Source organism: Malaciobacter halophilus (assembly GCF_002837275.1).
GTDB classification, from domain to species: Bacteria; Campylobacterota; Campylobacteria; order Campylobacterales; family Arcobacteraceae; genus Malaciobacter; species Malaciobacter halophilus.
Genome location: NZ_NXIF01000053.1, coordinates 1 through 14,503, shown reverse-complemented (window position 1 = coordinate 14,503; position 14,503 = coordinate 1). Strand labels below are relative to the sequence as shown.

The window sequence follows — 14,503 nt, the reverse complement described above, 5'->3', positions numbered from 1 at the left end:
TTTTTTTGGTATATACTTTAAGTTGATATTTTCTCTTAAGTTTGTAGAACTTATATCAATATCAATATTTAAAGTTTTTATATTATCTAAATTTTCATTTAAAAAGCCAACTCTTTTTGCAAGAACAAACTCAACTTCATCTTTTAGTTGCTCTATTTTGTACCATTTGTCTAAATTTTTAAAGTTATCACTTCCAATTATTAAATAGATTTTTGATAACTCAAAATTTCTTTTTAGATACATTATAGTTTCATATGAAGCTACTTTTCTTTTTTGGTTTACTTCATAATCACAAATATAAACTTTAGGCTCATTTAAGAAGAGTTTTTTAAGTAAGTTTACTCTTTTTTTTGGAGATAAATGAAAATCACTTTTAAAAGGATTAAGGTATGTTGGCACAATAAAAAGTTTATCAATATTGAGTTTTTCTAATGCCTCAAATACTATTTTTTCATGTGCAATATGAGGTGGATCAAAGCTACCTCCAAACACTGCTATTCGCACTCATTTTTTCCTTTTAGCGTATAATTAAATAATATTATAGCAACTTTTGGATAAAATATCTAAAAATTACAAATAAATATAAAGGTATAGTATGGCTGTAAAAGTTGCAATAAATGGTTTTGGAAGAATTGGAAGATGCGTTGCAAGAATTATTGCTAATAGAGATGATGTTGAATTAGTAGCAATTAATGATACTGCAACACCAGAGATGTTAGAGTATATTACAAAATATGATACTGTTCATGGAACATTTGATGGTGAAGTAAAAGTTGAAGATGGTTATTTAACAATGGGAAGTGTTAAAGCAAAACTATACTCAACAAGAGATGCAAGTGAACTTACATTTACAAAAGAGTGTGGTGCAGAGGTTATTTTAGAGTGTACAGGTGCATATCTTACACAAGAAAAGTGCCAAGTGCATTTAGACAACGGAGCTAAAAAAGTTGTTATGTCTGCTCCTGCAAAAGATGATACTCCTACTTTTGTAATGGGTGTAAATGAAGATAAATATGAAGGTCAAGCAATTATCTCAAATGCTTCTTGTACTACTAACTGCTTAGGTCCTGTGGCAAAAGTACTTGATGATGCTTTTGGAATACAAAAAGGTTTAATGACTACAATTCACTCATACACTAATGATCAAAATATTCTTGATGTAAAGCATAAAAAAGATAAAAGAAGAGCAAGAGCAGGAGCTCAAAATATGATTCCTACTACAACTGGAGCTGCAAAAGCTATGAAACTAGTAATGCCTCAACTTGATGGTAAATTACATGGTCAAAGTGTAAGAGTTCCAACACCAAATGTTTCAATGGTTGATGTAAACTTAGTAGTAGAAAAAAAGACTAGCAAAGAAGAAGTTAATGCTTTATTTGAAGCAAAAGCAAAAGAGTTAAAAGGAATTATAGCTGTTGATAATGAGATGATGGTTTCAAGTGATTTAGTAGGAAATACAAACTCAACAATTATTGCAAGTGATTTAACTCAAGTTATTGGTGATGATATGATTAAAGTAATGACATGGTATGACAATGAGTGGGGTTACTCTTCAAGACTTATTGACATGGCTGTTTATGTAGCTAATAAATAAGGAACTCGATGAATTTACAAGAGATTAAAAATATAGATATTTCCGGGAAAAAAGTATTTATAAGATGTGATTTTAATGTACCTATGGATGAGTACAATAATATTACAGATGATAGAAGAATTAGAAGTGCATTAAATACTATTAGGTATTGTGTTGATAATGATTGCTCTATCATATTAGCCTCTCATTTTGGAAGACCAAAAAATGGATACGAAGAGAAATACTCTTTAAAACCAATCGCAAAAAGACTACATACACTACTAAAACAAGATATAAAAATGGCACAAGATGTTATTGGTGAGCAAACACTAAAAACAGCAAGCCAATTGAAAACTGGAGAGATTTTACTTCTTGAAAATATGAGATTTGAAGCTGGTGAAACTAAAAATGACAAAGAGCTAAGTAAAACATTAGCTTCAATGGCAGATATTTATATTAATGATGCTTTTGGAGTATCTCATAGAGCTCATGCTTCAGTTGAAGGAATTGCTCAACACTTTGATATTGAACATAAAGCAGCAGGTTTTTTACTTGCAAAAGAGATTAAATTTTTTCACCATATTGTAAATGAACCTAAAAGACCATTTGTATCTATTGTAGGTGGTTCAAAGGTTTCAGGAAAGTTGGAAGCTTTACATAATCTTGTACCCAAAGTAGATAAAATTATTATTGGGGGAGGAATGGCTTTTACATTTTTAAAAGCTTTAGGATATGAAGTTGGAAAGTCTTTAGTTGAAGATGATTTAATTCCAGAAGCAATAAAAATAATGCAACAAGCAAAAGAGCTTGGAGTGAAGTTTTACTTACCTGTTGATGTTGTTGCTGCTGAGACTTTTGATGCTGAAGCATTTGCAAAACCAACAACAGTTCAAGAAATACCTAAAAATTGGATGGGCTTAGATATAGGACCTGCAAGTGCAATGCTATTTTCTCAAGCATTAGAAGATGCACATACAATTTTATGGAATGGACCAATGGGTGTTTATGAAATGGATAAATTTGCAAAAGGGAGTGCTAAAATCTCTCATGCTGTGGCTAGTTCATATGCAACAACAGTTGTTGGTGGAGGAGATACAGCTGATTTAGTAAGAGTTACTGGTGATGAAGATGAAATGACATTTATAAGTACTGGTGGAGGTGCCTCATTAGAGCTTATTGAGGGCAAAATTCTTCCAGGTGTTAAAGCACTAGTAATAGAAGGATAAAAATGGCAATTATTGCATCAAACTTTAAAACAAACCATACAAGGCAGACAACAAAAGAGTTTATTCAAACAGTTAATAAACACTTAGAAGAAAATAGTATCTTAAGTGAAGTATATATTTTCCCTACTTCTACTTCACTTGATAATTTTAATACAGTTTCAAATCTAACTGTTGGAGCTCAAAATGCATATGCAACAAATAAAGGCTCTTTTACAGGTGAAATAGGAACTTTACAATTAGATGAATTTAATATAAAAACGATTTTAATTGGACATAGTGAAAGAAGGCATATTTTGGGTGAAACTCAAGAACAAGTAGCCCAAAAATTCAATTTTTATAAAGAGCTAGGATACAAAATAATATATTGTATTGGAGAGCCTTTAGAAGTTAAAGAACAAGGTTTAGAAAAGACTTTAGAGTACATTTATGAGCAGTTTGTAGGAATTGATACAAATTATGAGAACCTAATTTTAGCATATGAACCTGTTTGGGCTATTGGAACAGGAGTTACTGCTACAAATGATGATATTGTAAATGTACATAGTGCAATTAAAGAGAAAATCTCTAAGCCTTTACTTTATGGTGGAAGCGTAAAAGTTAATAATGTAAAAGAGATTTGTTCTTTAAATGGTGTTGATGGAGCATTAATTGGAACTGCTTCTTGGATTAAAGAAGATTTTATTGAAATTATAGAAAATACAAAGGATATATAGATGATAATGAAGGGTAAAAAAGGTGTTATTTTAGGAGTTGCAAATAATAAATCAATTGCATATGGTATTGCAAAAGCTTGTGCTGAACAAGGTGCACAAATTGCTTTTACATATTTAAATGACTCATTGAAAAAAAGAGTTGAACCAATTGCTTCTGAGTTTGGAAGTGCAGATTATGTTTATCCTTGTGATGTTAGTAAACCAGAAGAGATAAAAGCTTTAAAAGAGTCTATTGAAAAAGATATGGGAGAAATTGATTTTATTGTTCACTCAATTGCATTTGCACCAAAAGAGGGACTTTCAGGAAGATTTTATGACATTTCTAAAGAGGCATTTGATATTGCTATGGATATATCTGTATATTCACTAATTGAAGTAGTAAGAGAGTTAAAACCATTATTAAGCCAAAACTCTTCTGTACTTACTTTAACATATTATGGTGGAGCAAAATATATTCCTAATTATAATCTAATGGGTGTTGCAAAAGCAGCTTTAGAAATGACTACAAAATATTTAGCAGAAGATTTAGGTAAAGATGGAATTAGAGTAAATGCAATTAGTGCAGGACCTATTAAAACTTTAGCAGCTGCTGGAATTGGTGATTTTAGATTTATGCTTAAGTGGAATGAAGCACACTCACCATTAAAGAAAAATGTTACAACTACTGAGGTTGGAAATTCAGGTATGTATCTACTTTCAGATTTAAGTAGTGCTGTAACAGGTGAAATTCATTATGTAGATTGTGGATTTAATATTATGGGAATGCCAGCAGTAAATTTTGATGAAAATGGTAGACCAACAATTGCTTGGAATGGTGTAGATAAGTAGATTTTATTATCTTTTTATGTTTTATAATATTAGCTTGGCTTTTACAAAATGTAATTTGCCAAGCTAATTTTTTATAAATAGTTAATTTAAAAAGTTTTTATTTAGAATTTATTGAAGTTTTAAATTGAAATTTTATGAACTATAGGGAAAAGAATGAGTATTAATTTTAAAGAGTTAGCTAACAAGTATGAAACACCATATTATGTTTATGATTTTGATTATATAACATCAAAATATAATGAGTTAAAAGGTGCTTTTAAAGCGAGAAAATCTTTAGTTGCATATGCAGTAAAGGCAAACTCAAATTTAAGTGTTATTAAACATCTTGCATCTTTAGGTGCAGGTGCTGATTGTGTATCAATTGGAGAAGTTAAAAGAGCATTAAAAGTAGGAATTGCACCTTATAAGATTATCTTTTCAGGAGTAGGAAAGATTGATAGTGAAATAAAAGAGGCTTTAACTCTTGGTATTTTAATGATAAATGTTGAAAGTGATGCAGAATTAAATAGAGTTGAACAAATAGCAAAAGAGCTTGATGTAGTTGCAAGAATCTCTGTAAGAGTAAATCCAAATATAGACCCACAAACACATCCATATATATCAACTGGATTGCATGAAAATAAGTTTGGTGTAGATATAGATACTGCAAAAAGAATGTATATTCAATGTAAAAACTCACAGCATTTAGAGCCAACAGGAGTACATTTACATATAGGTTCTCAATTAACAGAACTACAACCAATAAAAGAGTCTGTAAAAATAGTTGCAGATTTAGTGAAAAACCTTGCTGCAATTAAGATTGAGTTATCATTTTTTGATGTTGGTGGAGGCTTAGGTATTGTATATGATGATGAAAAACTTATTGATACAAATGAGTACGCACAATCAATCTTGGAGTGTTTATTTGGTTTAGATATTACAGTTATTTGTGAGCCTGGAAGATTTTTAGTTGGTAATTCAGGAGTATTTGTAACTAAAGTATTATATGAAAAAGTAAATGGGAATAAAAGATTTGTAATTGTTGATGGAGCTATGAATGACCTTTTAAGGCCAAGTTTATACAATGCATATCATAAAGTTGAAGTATTAAATGATAATCAAGAGTTTAGTGAGTGTAATTTAGTAGGTCCTGTTTGTGAAAGTGGAGATTTCTTTGCAAAAGATGTAAAACTTCCAAAAACGCAACACAATGATTTAGTAGCTATTTATAGTGCAGGTGCGTACTGTTTTACAATGGCAAGTAACTATAATACAAGAGGAAAAGTTGCTGAAATTGCTTATGAAAATAATAAGCATAGATTAATTAGAAAAAGAGAATCTTTTGAAGATATAATCGCATTAGAAGAGGAATATATAAAATAAAATGTTTTTCATAGATGTACAAGGTACACTAATTGATGATATAGATAAAAAACCAATTGCAGGAGCAATTGAGTTTATTGATTATCTAAATGAAAATAGTATACCTTATGTTGTAATTACTAACAACACAAAAAAATTAAGTAGTGATTTTTTAGCTTTTTTAAATGATTTGGGATTTAATATAGATTCAAAAAACTATATTGACCCTTTTGTTATCTTAAAAGATATTGCTAAAAAAAGAAAGGTTGCTGCCTTTGGCCAAGATAGTTTTCCTAAAGTTTTGACACAAATGGGATATGAACTTGAGTATGAAAATCCAGAAACTTTGATGGTCTCTATTAAAAAAGAGTATACAAATGAAGACTACTCAAAAATGATTGAGTGTGCTTTGAAAACTGATGATTTAATAGGAATGCATGAAACTTCGATTTATTCAAAAGATGGTTCAAGGTATCCAGGTGTTGGCGCAATAATGAGTATGATTAAGTTTGCAGTTAATAAAGATTATAAAGTGGTTGGAAAACCTAGTTTTAATTTTTATAATGAAGCAAAAAAACTACTTGGATGTGAAAACTTTAGTGATATTACTATTATTAGTGATGATATGATGGGTGATTTAGTTGGAGCTAAAAAGCTTGGAATGAGAGCTATATTAGTTCTTAGTGGTAAAATTAAAGATGAAAATGAGGTTTTACCAACATTAAAGCAAGAAGAGAAACCAGAAAATATCTGCAAAGATATGAGTGAAGTTTTAATGTGTTTAAGAGGGAGAAAATTATGAGTGAGAAGGGATTACAAGAGTTAAGAGCTAAACTTGATAAGCTTGATAATGAATTACTTGATATTATAAATAAAAGAATGGATATTGTTCATGAAGTTGGAGTATTAAAATCAAATAGTGGGGGCTCTATTTATAGACCAGAAAGAGAAAGAGCTATTATTGATAGACTTGATAAACTTAATACAGGAAAGCTAAATAGAAGAGCAATAGAAGCATTATTCTTAGAAGTATTTGCAATCTCAAGGAATTTTGAGTTACCAGAGAATGTGGCTTTTTTAGGACCAGATGGAAGTTTTACTCATCAAGCAGCAGAGACAAGATTTGGAGCTATGAGTTCATATTTAGCAATTGGTTCAATTAATGGAGTATTTAGAGAAGTAAATACAAAAAAAGCGAAATTTGGTGTAGTTCCTATTGAAAACTCATCTAATGGTATTGTAAGTGATACTATAAACTGTTTAACAAAATATGATTTAAAAATTATTGCAGAGGTGATTTTAGATATACATCATACTTTAGCTACAACATGTGATAAAGTAAAAGATATAAAAAAAATCTATTCAAAAGATATTGCATTTGAACAGTGTAGAAGATTTTTAGAAAATGTTGGACTTGATGAGGTTGAGCATATTCCTGTTGAATCAACAACAAAAGCTGTAAAATATGCTTTAAAAGAGGAAGGTAGTGCTGCAATTTGTTCTCATGTTGGAGCAAAAATGTATAATCTTCCAATTTTATTTGAGAATATTGAAGATAAAGATAATAATAGAACAAGATTTTTTATAGTTAGTGATTTTGAAAATGCAAAAAGTGGAAATGATAAAACATCAGTTTTAGTTAAACTTCCAAATAGAAGTGGTGCTTTAGTTGAATTTCTAACAGATTTTGATAAAGCAGGAATAAATCTTACTAAGATTAAATCTCATATTGTAGAAGGTGATTCTATTTTCTTTATTGACTTTGATGGACATAAAGAGGATGAACATATACAAAAAATATTTACAAAACATCAAGAGAGTATAAAATTTTTAGGTTCTTATGTAAAAGAAGCAGATGATATCTAATAAAAAAATTTAGTTTTTTTTAAAACTAAAGTGTTAAAATCGAAGTTTATAATTAGGAAAAATAATGCAATTTAATAAAGTTTTAGATGATGTAAAGTTATATGAGGCTGGAAAGCCAATAGAGCTTGTGGTAAGAGAGTATGGAGTTGATGAAAAAGATATAATTAAACTTGCATCAAATGAGAATCCATATGGAACTTCACCTAAGGTTACTAAGAAGATTCAAGATATAGCTAAAAATATGTTTATGTATCCTGATGATTCAATGTTTGAATTAAAAGAGGCATTAGCAAATAAGTTTAATGTTCAAAGTTCAAATATAATAGTTGGTTCAGGAAGTGATCAAGTTATTGAGTTTGCAATTCATGCTAAATGTAATAAAAACTCTAAACTTCTTATGAGTAATATTACTTTTGCAATGTATGAAATATATGGAAAACAAACAGGTGCAACTATCATTAGAACCAAAGATGATGAGCATAATCTAGAGCAGTTTAGTAAACTTTATAAAGAGCATAAACCTGATATGGTATTTTTATGTTTACCAAATAATCCTTTAGGTGAGTGCTTAGATACAAAAGATGTGTATGAGTTCTTAGAAGAAGTAGATAAAGAGACTTTAGTTGTAGTAGATGGTGCTTATCAAGAGTATGCAGCATTTAAGGATGAAAAGAAGAAAATTGTTGTTGATGAATTAATCTCTAAATTTCCAAATGTAATCTATCTTGGAACTTTTTCAAAAGCATACGCTTTAGGAGGAATGAGAGTAGGTTATGGTATTGCAAAAAAACAGATTATTCAAAACTTATATAAATTAAGAGCACCTTTTAATATTACAACTTTATCTTTAGCAGCCGCAATAGAAGCATTAAAAGATGAAGAGTTTGTAATTAAATGTATAGATGAAAACTTTAAAGAGATGAAAAGATATGAAGAGTTTGCTCTTGATAAAGGTTTTTCATTTATAAAAAGTTATACAAATTTTATAACTTTAAAACTTGAAGATAAATTTATCTCATCAGAAGTTGCACAAAATTTACTTCAAAGAGGTATAATTGTAAGAGATTTAACAAGTTATGGAGTTAATGCTATTAGAATTACTATTGGAAGTAATGAACAAAATACAAGAGTATTTAAGCAATTAGAAGAAGTATTAAAAAATTTAAAATAGAAGATTGATTTATGAATATAAAGAGTAAAGATTTAGGCGAATTAGAAGAGCTTTGTACCCAAATTAGAGAAAGAATCATTGATGTTGTATCAAGAAATGGGGGACACTTTAGTTCAACTTTAGGTGCAGTAGAATTAACAGTAGCAATGCATAAAGTTTTTGATGTTCAAAGTGACCCTTTTATATTTGATGTATCTCATCAGTGTTATCCCCATAAACTTCTAACAGGAAGGTGGGAAGAGTTTGAAACAATTAGACAATTTGGTGGATTAAGTGGATTTACAAAACCTAAAGAGAGCAGTGCAGATTACTTTGTAGCTGGACATAGTTCAACATCTATTTCTTTAGCAGTTGGAGCTGCAAAATCAATTAAGTTAAATGGAGAAAATAGAGTTCCTGTTGTAATGATAGGTGATGGCTCTATGACTGCTGGTATGGTTTATGAAGCATTAAATGAGCTTGGAGATATAAAATTACCAGTTGTTATTGTATTAAATGATAATGAGATGAGTATTGCAAAACCTATTGGCTCAATATCAAAATATTTAAGTAAAATCTTAGCAGGGAAGTTCTATCAAAAATTAAGAGATAGAATAGATAAAAGTATAGTTCAAAAACTTCCAGAAGGTGCAAACTATATTGCAAAAAAAATTGAAGAGAGTATAAAACTTATAACTCCTGGTGTGATTTTTGAAGAGATGGGTATAGATTATATTGGACCAATTGATGGACATAATCTTGAAGAGATTATTGAGACTTTAGATATTGCTAAAGGATTAAATAAACCAGTAATTGTTCATGCTAAAACAATAAAAGGAAAAGGTTATGAGATTGCAGAAGGCCAAAATGAAAAATGGCATGGAGTGGGGCCTTTTAATGTAGAAACTGGTGAATTTAAGAAAAAAGCAGCAGCAAAAGCAGCAACTGCTGTTTATGCTGATGCTTTAAGTGCTTTAGCAAAAAAATATGATAATGTAGTTGGAGTAACTGCTGCAATGCCTAGTGGAACGGGAATAGATAGATTAATGGCTGAGTTCCCCAATAGATTTTGGGATGTAGCAATTGCAGAACAACATGCAGTAACTTCTATGGCAGCAATGGCTAAAGAAGGGTTTAAACCTTATATTACAATCTATTCTACATTTTTACAAAGAGCTTTTGACCAAGTTATACATGATGTTTGTATTATGGGCTTACCTGTTGTTTTTGCAATTGATAGAGCTGGAATAGTAGGAAATGATGGAGAAACACATCAAGGTGCTTTTGATATTTCATATTTGAGATTTTTACCAAATATGATACTTTTTGCTCCAAGGGATAATCAATCTTTACATCAAGCTATAGATTTTTCATACAAATTAGATAAACCATGTGCTATTAGATACCCAAGAGGAGCATTTAAAGAGTTAAAGTATGAATCAAATGAGTTTGAACTAGGTAAAGCACAACTTTTAAAAGAAGGAACTTCTAATAAACTATTTATTGGATATGGAGCAGGTGTTTCAAAAGCATGTGATACAGAGGCTTTACATGAGGAGGATATTGCAATTTTAGATTTAAGGTTTGTAAAACCTCTTGATGAAGAGATATTAAATGAACTTGCATCAAAATATAATAAATGGTATGTATTTAGTGACTCTCAAAAACAAGGTGGAGTTGCAAGTGCAATTTTGGAGTATATAAATAAAGCTAAATTATGCGTAAGCGTTGACTCTTTTGAGTTTGAGGATCACTTTATTGTTCATGGTGAAACTTTAAAAGTTGAAGAGAGTTTAGAGTTAACTGCTAAGCAATTAGTAGAAAAAATTTAGAAATTTTTTCTACATTGCTATATTTTTTAAAGAGAAAATAAAAAAAATAAGTTACAATACGCGCGAAATTATAAATTACGCAAAGATTTATACTAATGAAACATAAACTTCTAGAAGTTACTACAAAAATCAAAAACTATCTTCTAAAATCTATTTTATTTTTCCACATTGAATCTAAGTACTTTTATTAAATATAATAATAAATAGTATTTGTAGTTTATCAAATTTCATAAAAAATATAAAAGGCAGAACCTTGGGTGAAACAGATGATAACCTACAAACCACGAGCAAAATTGACAAAACAGCATTAGCTCTTAGTACTATTTTTTTAGTCTCATTTGTTGTTTTAGCATTAATTGATACGAAACTTCTTACAACTTTTGTAAATGAAGGTTTCTCTTGGTCTTCAAAAATATTTGGAGCATACTGGCAAGTTTTATTACTTTTAACTTTTATTATTGGTGTTTATTTAGGTTTTTCTAAAAATGGAAGTGTAGTTTTAGGAAAATTGGCTGAACCAGAAATGAGTACTTTTCAATGGATAGCAATAATATTATGTACACTACTTGCAGGTGGTGGAGTTTTTTGGGCAGCAGGTGAACCAATTGCACACTTTATCTCTCCTCCTCCTATTTTTGAACAAACAACTTCAAATTTTCAAAAAGCTATTAATGCACTTTCTCAATCTTTTGTGCATTGGGGATTTTTAGCATGGGCAATTTTAGGAACATTAACATCAATTGTATTAATGCATTTGCATTATGATAAAGGCTTACCTTTAAAACCAAGAACACTTCTTTATCCTATATTTAAAGATAGAGTAATTCATGGAAAATTAGGTTCAATTGTAGATGCTTCTTGTATTATTGCAGTTGCTGCTGGAACAATTGGACCAATAGGTTTTTTAGGCTTACAAATATCATACTCTTTACATGAACTTTTTAATATTCCAAATAGTTTTATAACTCAAGTTTGTATAATTGTAAGTGCAATTATTATTTATACTTTATCTGCATTAAGTGGATTAACAAAAGGTATACAAATACTTAGTAGATATAATGTATATTTAGCACTATTTTTGATGGTTTTTATAATTATTTTAGGCCCAACAAACTTTATAATAAATAGTTATGTTCAAGGTGTTGGGAATATGATTAGTAACTTTATTCCTATGGCAACTTATAGAGAAGATACTTCATGGCTTGGATGGTGGACAGTATTTTTTTGGGGATGGTTTATAGGTTATGGTCCAATGATGGCTATATTTATTGCAAGAATAAGTAGAGGAAGAACTATAAAAGAGTTGATTTTAGCAGTATCTTTTGTAGCACCTCTTGTAACTATGTTTTGGTTTACAATTGTAGGTGGTGCTGGTTTATCTTATGAAATTTCAAATCCTGGTGTAATTAGTAATGCTTTTGAAGGGTTTAATTTACCTGCATCACTTTTAGCTATTACTCAAAATTTACCTTTTCCTTTAATAATATCAATCCTATTTTTAATATTAACAACTATATTTATTATTACAACAGGAGACTCAATGACTTATACTATGAGTGTTGTAGTAAGTGGAAATATTAAACCAAATGGCTACTTAAGAGTTTTTTGGGGAGTTTTAATGGGAGTTTTAGCAATTGTTTTAATCTCAGTTGGTTCAGGAGGAATAACTGCATTACAATCTTTTATTGTAATTACAGCAGTTCCTGTATCCTTAATTCTTCTTCCTTCTTTATTTAATTCAATAAAGATTGCAAAATTAATGAAAGAAGAACAAACTAACTCTTAAGCTAGTGGGTCTTCGTTTATACTCCATGATGGAAGATATTTTTCAATTAAGTGAAAATCTTCTCCATCATGTCTAGTAAAAGTAATATATTGGTTTCTATTATCAATATTCAAAATATCTTTTACAATACTCATAAATCTTAAAGCTAACTCTCTTCTTTGCTGTATTGTTCTTCCGTGTCTTATATCTAAATTCATCAAACAAATGGTATCATCATCCATAGCTCTTCCAATACTAATATCATATTTTCCTACTTCTTTTAATGATATTGCAATGTGGTCAGTTGTTGTATTCATTACTTGTGCAAAACTTTTTCTTATTGTATCACGAAACTCTAGTTTTGTTTTATCTTCTATTTTTTTGTTAATTTCAAATTGTAAATGAGGCATTATTAATCCTTTATAAGTATGGTTTTAATTTTTCTACGCAAAGTCCCATAGCCGTACTTTCATAGCCTTTAACACTTTTTATGTATGGTTTACAAAAACCTTCTACCATAATTGCTCCTGCTTTTCCCATACATTCACCTGAATTAATATACTCTTGCATATGTTTTTCATCAAATTTAGTAAATTCATAAGTTGTTGAAGATATGTCAATTAGTTGTAAGTTTTTTGATTTATAAATCATACAAGTAATTACAGAAGTTTTATTTCCACTTTGTAAATTTAGCATTCTTTTTGCATCATCAATATCTTTTGCTTTTCTTAATAATTCATTATTACAAGTTACAACACTATCAGCAACCAATAAAGGTATTTGTTCAACTCCAAATTTTTTATATAATTCATCAAATTTACCTTTTGTTGCTTCATAACAAAAAGATTTTGGATTTTTTGTTGTTATACTATCTTCATTGAACTCTCCACCATTTTGAATAAAATCAATATCAAATTTTTTTAATAGTAGTGCTCTTGTGGGTGAATTTGAACCAAGTCTTATCAAAATTGTCCTTTTTTATTTTAATTATACTCAATTTGTATATAATTAGTTTTAAAAAGATTAAATAGGAATAAAGATGAATTTTATAGTAATAGGTGCAGGTGGCGTTGGCTCTTTTTATGGAGTTAAGCTTCTTATGCAAGGACATAACGTAAAGTTTGTAGCAAGAGGTGAGAATCTTAACTATTTAAAACAGAATAAACTAAAACTTACTCATCCAGATTTTATATTTGAAGAGTATATTGATGTTTTAAGTATAGAAGAGTTAGACACTATTGATGCAAACTGTATTGATGCAGTTTTTATTGCAACAAAATCTATGAGCACAGATGAAGTTAGTAAAAAATTAGCTTTATGGTCAAAAGATGCAAAAAAGTTGCCTTATTTTATCTCTTTACAAAATGGTGTTGAAAATGAAAAAATAATGACAAAATATTTTCCTAAACAGTATATAATTGGAGCACTTACAAGATTAATTGCTGTACACATTACTAAATTGGGCTTAGTTGAAGCAGTAGGAGAGGTACAAACAGTGATTGGTAGCATTGAGAAAAGTAGCCATTCACAAGAGTTTTTAGATAGATTGAAAATAGAACTTGATAAAGCAAATACAACAACTATTTTAACACAAGATATAAATTTAGAGTTATGGAAAAAACTAATAATAAATAATGGAGTAAATGCAATTTGTGCACTTCTTGAAGAGAAATCTAAAGAGTTAATAAATGGAAATAAGACTTCAACTTTAGTATATAATCTTATGACAGAAGCTGGTTTAGCTTCCCATGCAGCAGGAATAAATATAGAACAAAAAGATATTGATGAGATGTTTAAACTTATGAAAGATTTTGAATCAATTGTTCCTTCAATGTGGGTAGATAAACAAAATAATAGAGATTTAGAATTAGATGAAATTTGTGGAATCGTTATAAGAAACTGCGAAAAACAGGGTTTAGATGCACCTTATACAAGAGCGATTTCAACTATTTTAGATATTCAATATAATAAAACAAGAAAGGCAAATTTTCAACTTTAAATAAAAAAATAAAATTTTTTTGCAAAAAGAGTCAAAAGTCATACTAAAGTCATCTTGTTCTAATATAATTCCGGCATAAGAAGTAAATGTGAAGTATATTTGTTACTACAAAATATATAAACATAGTGTAATTATTATAAACTTATTCTGGATTTTTCTCCCTCTCCATGATTTTTATTATCACATTTACTTCCTTATCCTTTCTTATAA

14 protein-coding genes are annotated in these 14,503 nt (G+C 29.2%); 11 read left to right on the top strand and 3 right to left on the bottom strand.

Features of this window, described 5'->3' with window-relative positions; all coding sequences use genetic code 11:
* Nucleotides 1-504: nicotinate (nicotinamide) nucleotide adenylyltransferase (gene nadD, locus CP960_RS12355; RefSeq protein WP_101185794.1), on the bottom strand; the 504-nt coding region annotated here is incomplete at its 3' end.
* Nucleotides 505-595: 91 nt separating this feature from the next.
* Here nadD and gap point away from each other — a divergent pair.
* From gap to CP960_RS12305, 10 genes are all read left to right on the top strand, one after another.
* Nucleotides 596-1,594: a type I glyceraldehyde-3-phosphate dehydrogenase gene (gene gap / locus CP960_RS12350; protein WP_101185793.1), complete on the top strand. Its 999-nt coding sequence runs from the start codon at nt 596-598 to the stop codon at nt 1,592-1,594.
* Nucleotides 1,595-1,602: 8 nt separating this feature from the next.
* Nucleotides 1,603-2,799 carry a phosphoglycerate kinase gene (locus CP960_RS12345; RefSeq protein WP_101185792.1) on the top strand — a complete coding sequence of 399 codons (1,197 nt, stop codon included), beginning with the start codon at nt 1,603-1,605 and terminating at the stop codon, nt 2,797-2,799.
* A gap of 2 nt (nt 2,800-2,801) precedes the next feature.
* Nucleotides 2,802-3,512, top strand: a complete 711-nt coding sequence (locus tag CP960_RS12340) for a triose-phosphate isomerase (protein WP_101185791.1) — start codon at nt 2,802-2,804, stop codon at nt 3,510-3,512.
* Nucleotides 3,513-4,340 (top strand): enoyl-ACP reductase FabI, encoded by an 828-nt coding sequence (gene fabI, locus CP960_RS12335; protein WP_101185790.1) that lies wholly within the window; start codon nt 3,513-3,515, stop codon nt 4,338-4,340.
* A gap of 153 nt (nt 4,341-4,493) precedes the next feature.
* Nucleotides 4,494-5,702, top strand: a complete 1,209-nt coding sequence (gene lysA, locus CP960_RS12330; RefSeq protein WP_101185789.1) for a diaminopimelate decarboxylase — start codon at nt 4,494-4,496, stop codon at nt 5,700-5,702.
* Nucleotide 5,703: 1 nt separating this feature from the next.
* Nucleotides 5,704-6,483 carry an HAD-IIA family hydrolase gene (locus CP960_RS12325; protein WP_101185788.1) on the top strand — a complete coding sequence of 260 codons (780 nt, stop codon included), beginning with the start codon at nt 5,704-5,706 and terminating at the stop codon, nt 6,481-6,483.
* Nucleotides 6,480-7,547: a chorismate mutase gene (gene pheA, locus CP960_RS12320; protein WP_191321650.1), complete on the top strand. Its 1,068-nt coding sequence runs from the start codon at nt 6,480-6,482 to the stop codon at nt 7,545-7,547. The genes CP960_RS12325 and pheA overlap by 4 nt, the downstream gene beginning before the upstream one ends.
* 64 nt (nt 7,548-7,611) lie before the next feature.
* Nucleotides 7,612-8,718 (top strand): histidinol-phosphate transaminase, encoded by a 1,107-nt coding sequence (hisC, locus tag CP960_RS12315; protein ID WP_101185787.1) that lies wholly within the window; start codon nt 7,612-7,614, stop codon nt 8,716-8,718.
* A gap of 11 nt (nt 8,719-8,729) precedes the next feature.
* On the top strand, nt 8,730-10,529 hold the full coding sequence (gene dxs / locus CP960_RS12310) for a 1-deoxy-D-xylulose-5-phosphate synthase (protein ID WP_101185786.1): 1,800 nt from the start codon (nt 8,730-8,732) through the stop codon (nt 10,527-10,529).
* 253 nt (nt 10,530-10,782) lie between these two features.
* Complete coding sequence (locus tag CP960_RS12305) at nt 10,783-12,315, top strand: BCCT family transporter (protein ID WP_196778341.1); 1,533 nt, start codon at nt 10,783-10,785, stop codon at nt 12,313-12,315.
* Here the strand turns inward: CP960_RS12305 and CP960_RS12300 are convergent.
* Together CP960_RS12300 and maf are read right to left on the bottom strand one after the other, a co-directional pair.
* Nucleotides 12,312-12,704, bottom strand: a complete 393-nt coding sequence (locus CP960_RS12300; RefSeq protein WP_101185784.1) for a tautomerase — start codon at nt 12,702-12,704, stop codon at nt 12,312-12,314. The two genes, CP960_RS12305 and CP960_RS12300, sit on opposite strands and share 4 nt — an antisense overlap.
* Nucleotides 12,705-12,714: 10 nt before the next feature.
* Nucleotides 12,715-13,260, bottom strand: a complete 546-nt coding sequence (maf, locus tag CP960_RS12295) for a septum formation inhibitor Maf (protein WP_101185783.1) — start codon at nt 13,258-13,260, stop codon at nt 12,715-12,717.
* Between the two features lie 73 nt (nt 13,261-13,333).
* Between maf and CP960_RS12290 the strand changes: the two genes are divergently transcribed.
* Nucleotides 13,334-14,293 (top strand): ketopantoate reductase family protein, encoded by a 960-nt coding sequence (locus tag CP960_RS12290; RefSeq protein WP_101185782.1) that lies wholly within the window; start codon nt 13,334-13,336, stop codon nt 14,291-14,293.
* Nucleotides 14,294-14,503: the final 210 nt, after the last annotated feature.

Excerpts from the sequence above, each read along its gene's own strand:
- gap (WP_101185793.1), top strand. The coding sequence starts at position 596 with ATGGCTGTAAAAGTTGCAATAAATGGTTTTGGAAGAATTGGAAGATGC.
- CP960_RS12345 (WP_101185792.1), top strand. The coding sequence starts at position 1,603 with ATGAATTTACAAGAGATTAAAAATATAGATATTTCCGGGAAAAAAGTA.
- CP960_RS12340 (WP_101185791.1), top strand. The coding sequence starts at position 2,802 with ATGGCAATTATTGCATCAAACTTTAAAACAAACCATACAAGGCAGACA.
- fabI (WP_101185790.1), top strand. The coding sequence starts at position 3,513 with ATGATAATGAAGGGTAAAAAAGGTGTTATTTTAGGAGTTGCAAATAAT.
- lysA (WP_101185789.1), top strand. The coding sequence starts at position 4,494 with ATGAGTATTAATTTTAAAGAGTTAGCTAACAAGTATGAAACACCATAT.
- CP960_RS12325 (WP_101185788.1), top strand. The coding sequence starts at position 5,704 with ATGTTTTTCATAGATGTACAAGGTACACTAATTGATGATATAGATAAA.
- pheA (WP_191321650.1), top strand. The coding sequence starts at position 6,480 with ATGAGTGAGAAGGGATTACAAGAGTTAAGAGCTAAACTTGATAAGCTT.
- hisC (WP_101185787.1), top strand. The coding sequence starts at position 7,612 with ATGCAATTTAATAAAGTTTTAGATGATGTAAAGTTATATGAGGCTGGA.
- dxs (WP_101185786.1), top strand. The coding sequence starts at position 8,730 with ATGAATATAAAGAGTAAAGATTTAGGCGAATTAGAAGAGCTTTGTACC.
- CP960_RS12300 (WP_101185784.1), bottom strand. The coding sequence starts at position 12,704 with ATGCCTCATTTACAATTTGAAATTAACAAAAAAATAGAAGATAAAACA.
- CP960_RS12290 (WP_101185782.1), top strand. The coding sequence starts at position 13,334 with ATGAATTTTATAGTAATAGGTGCAGGTGGCGTTGGCTCTTTTTATGGA.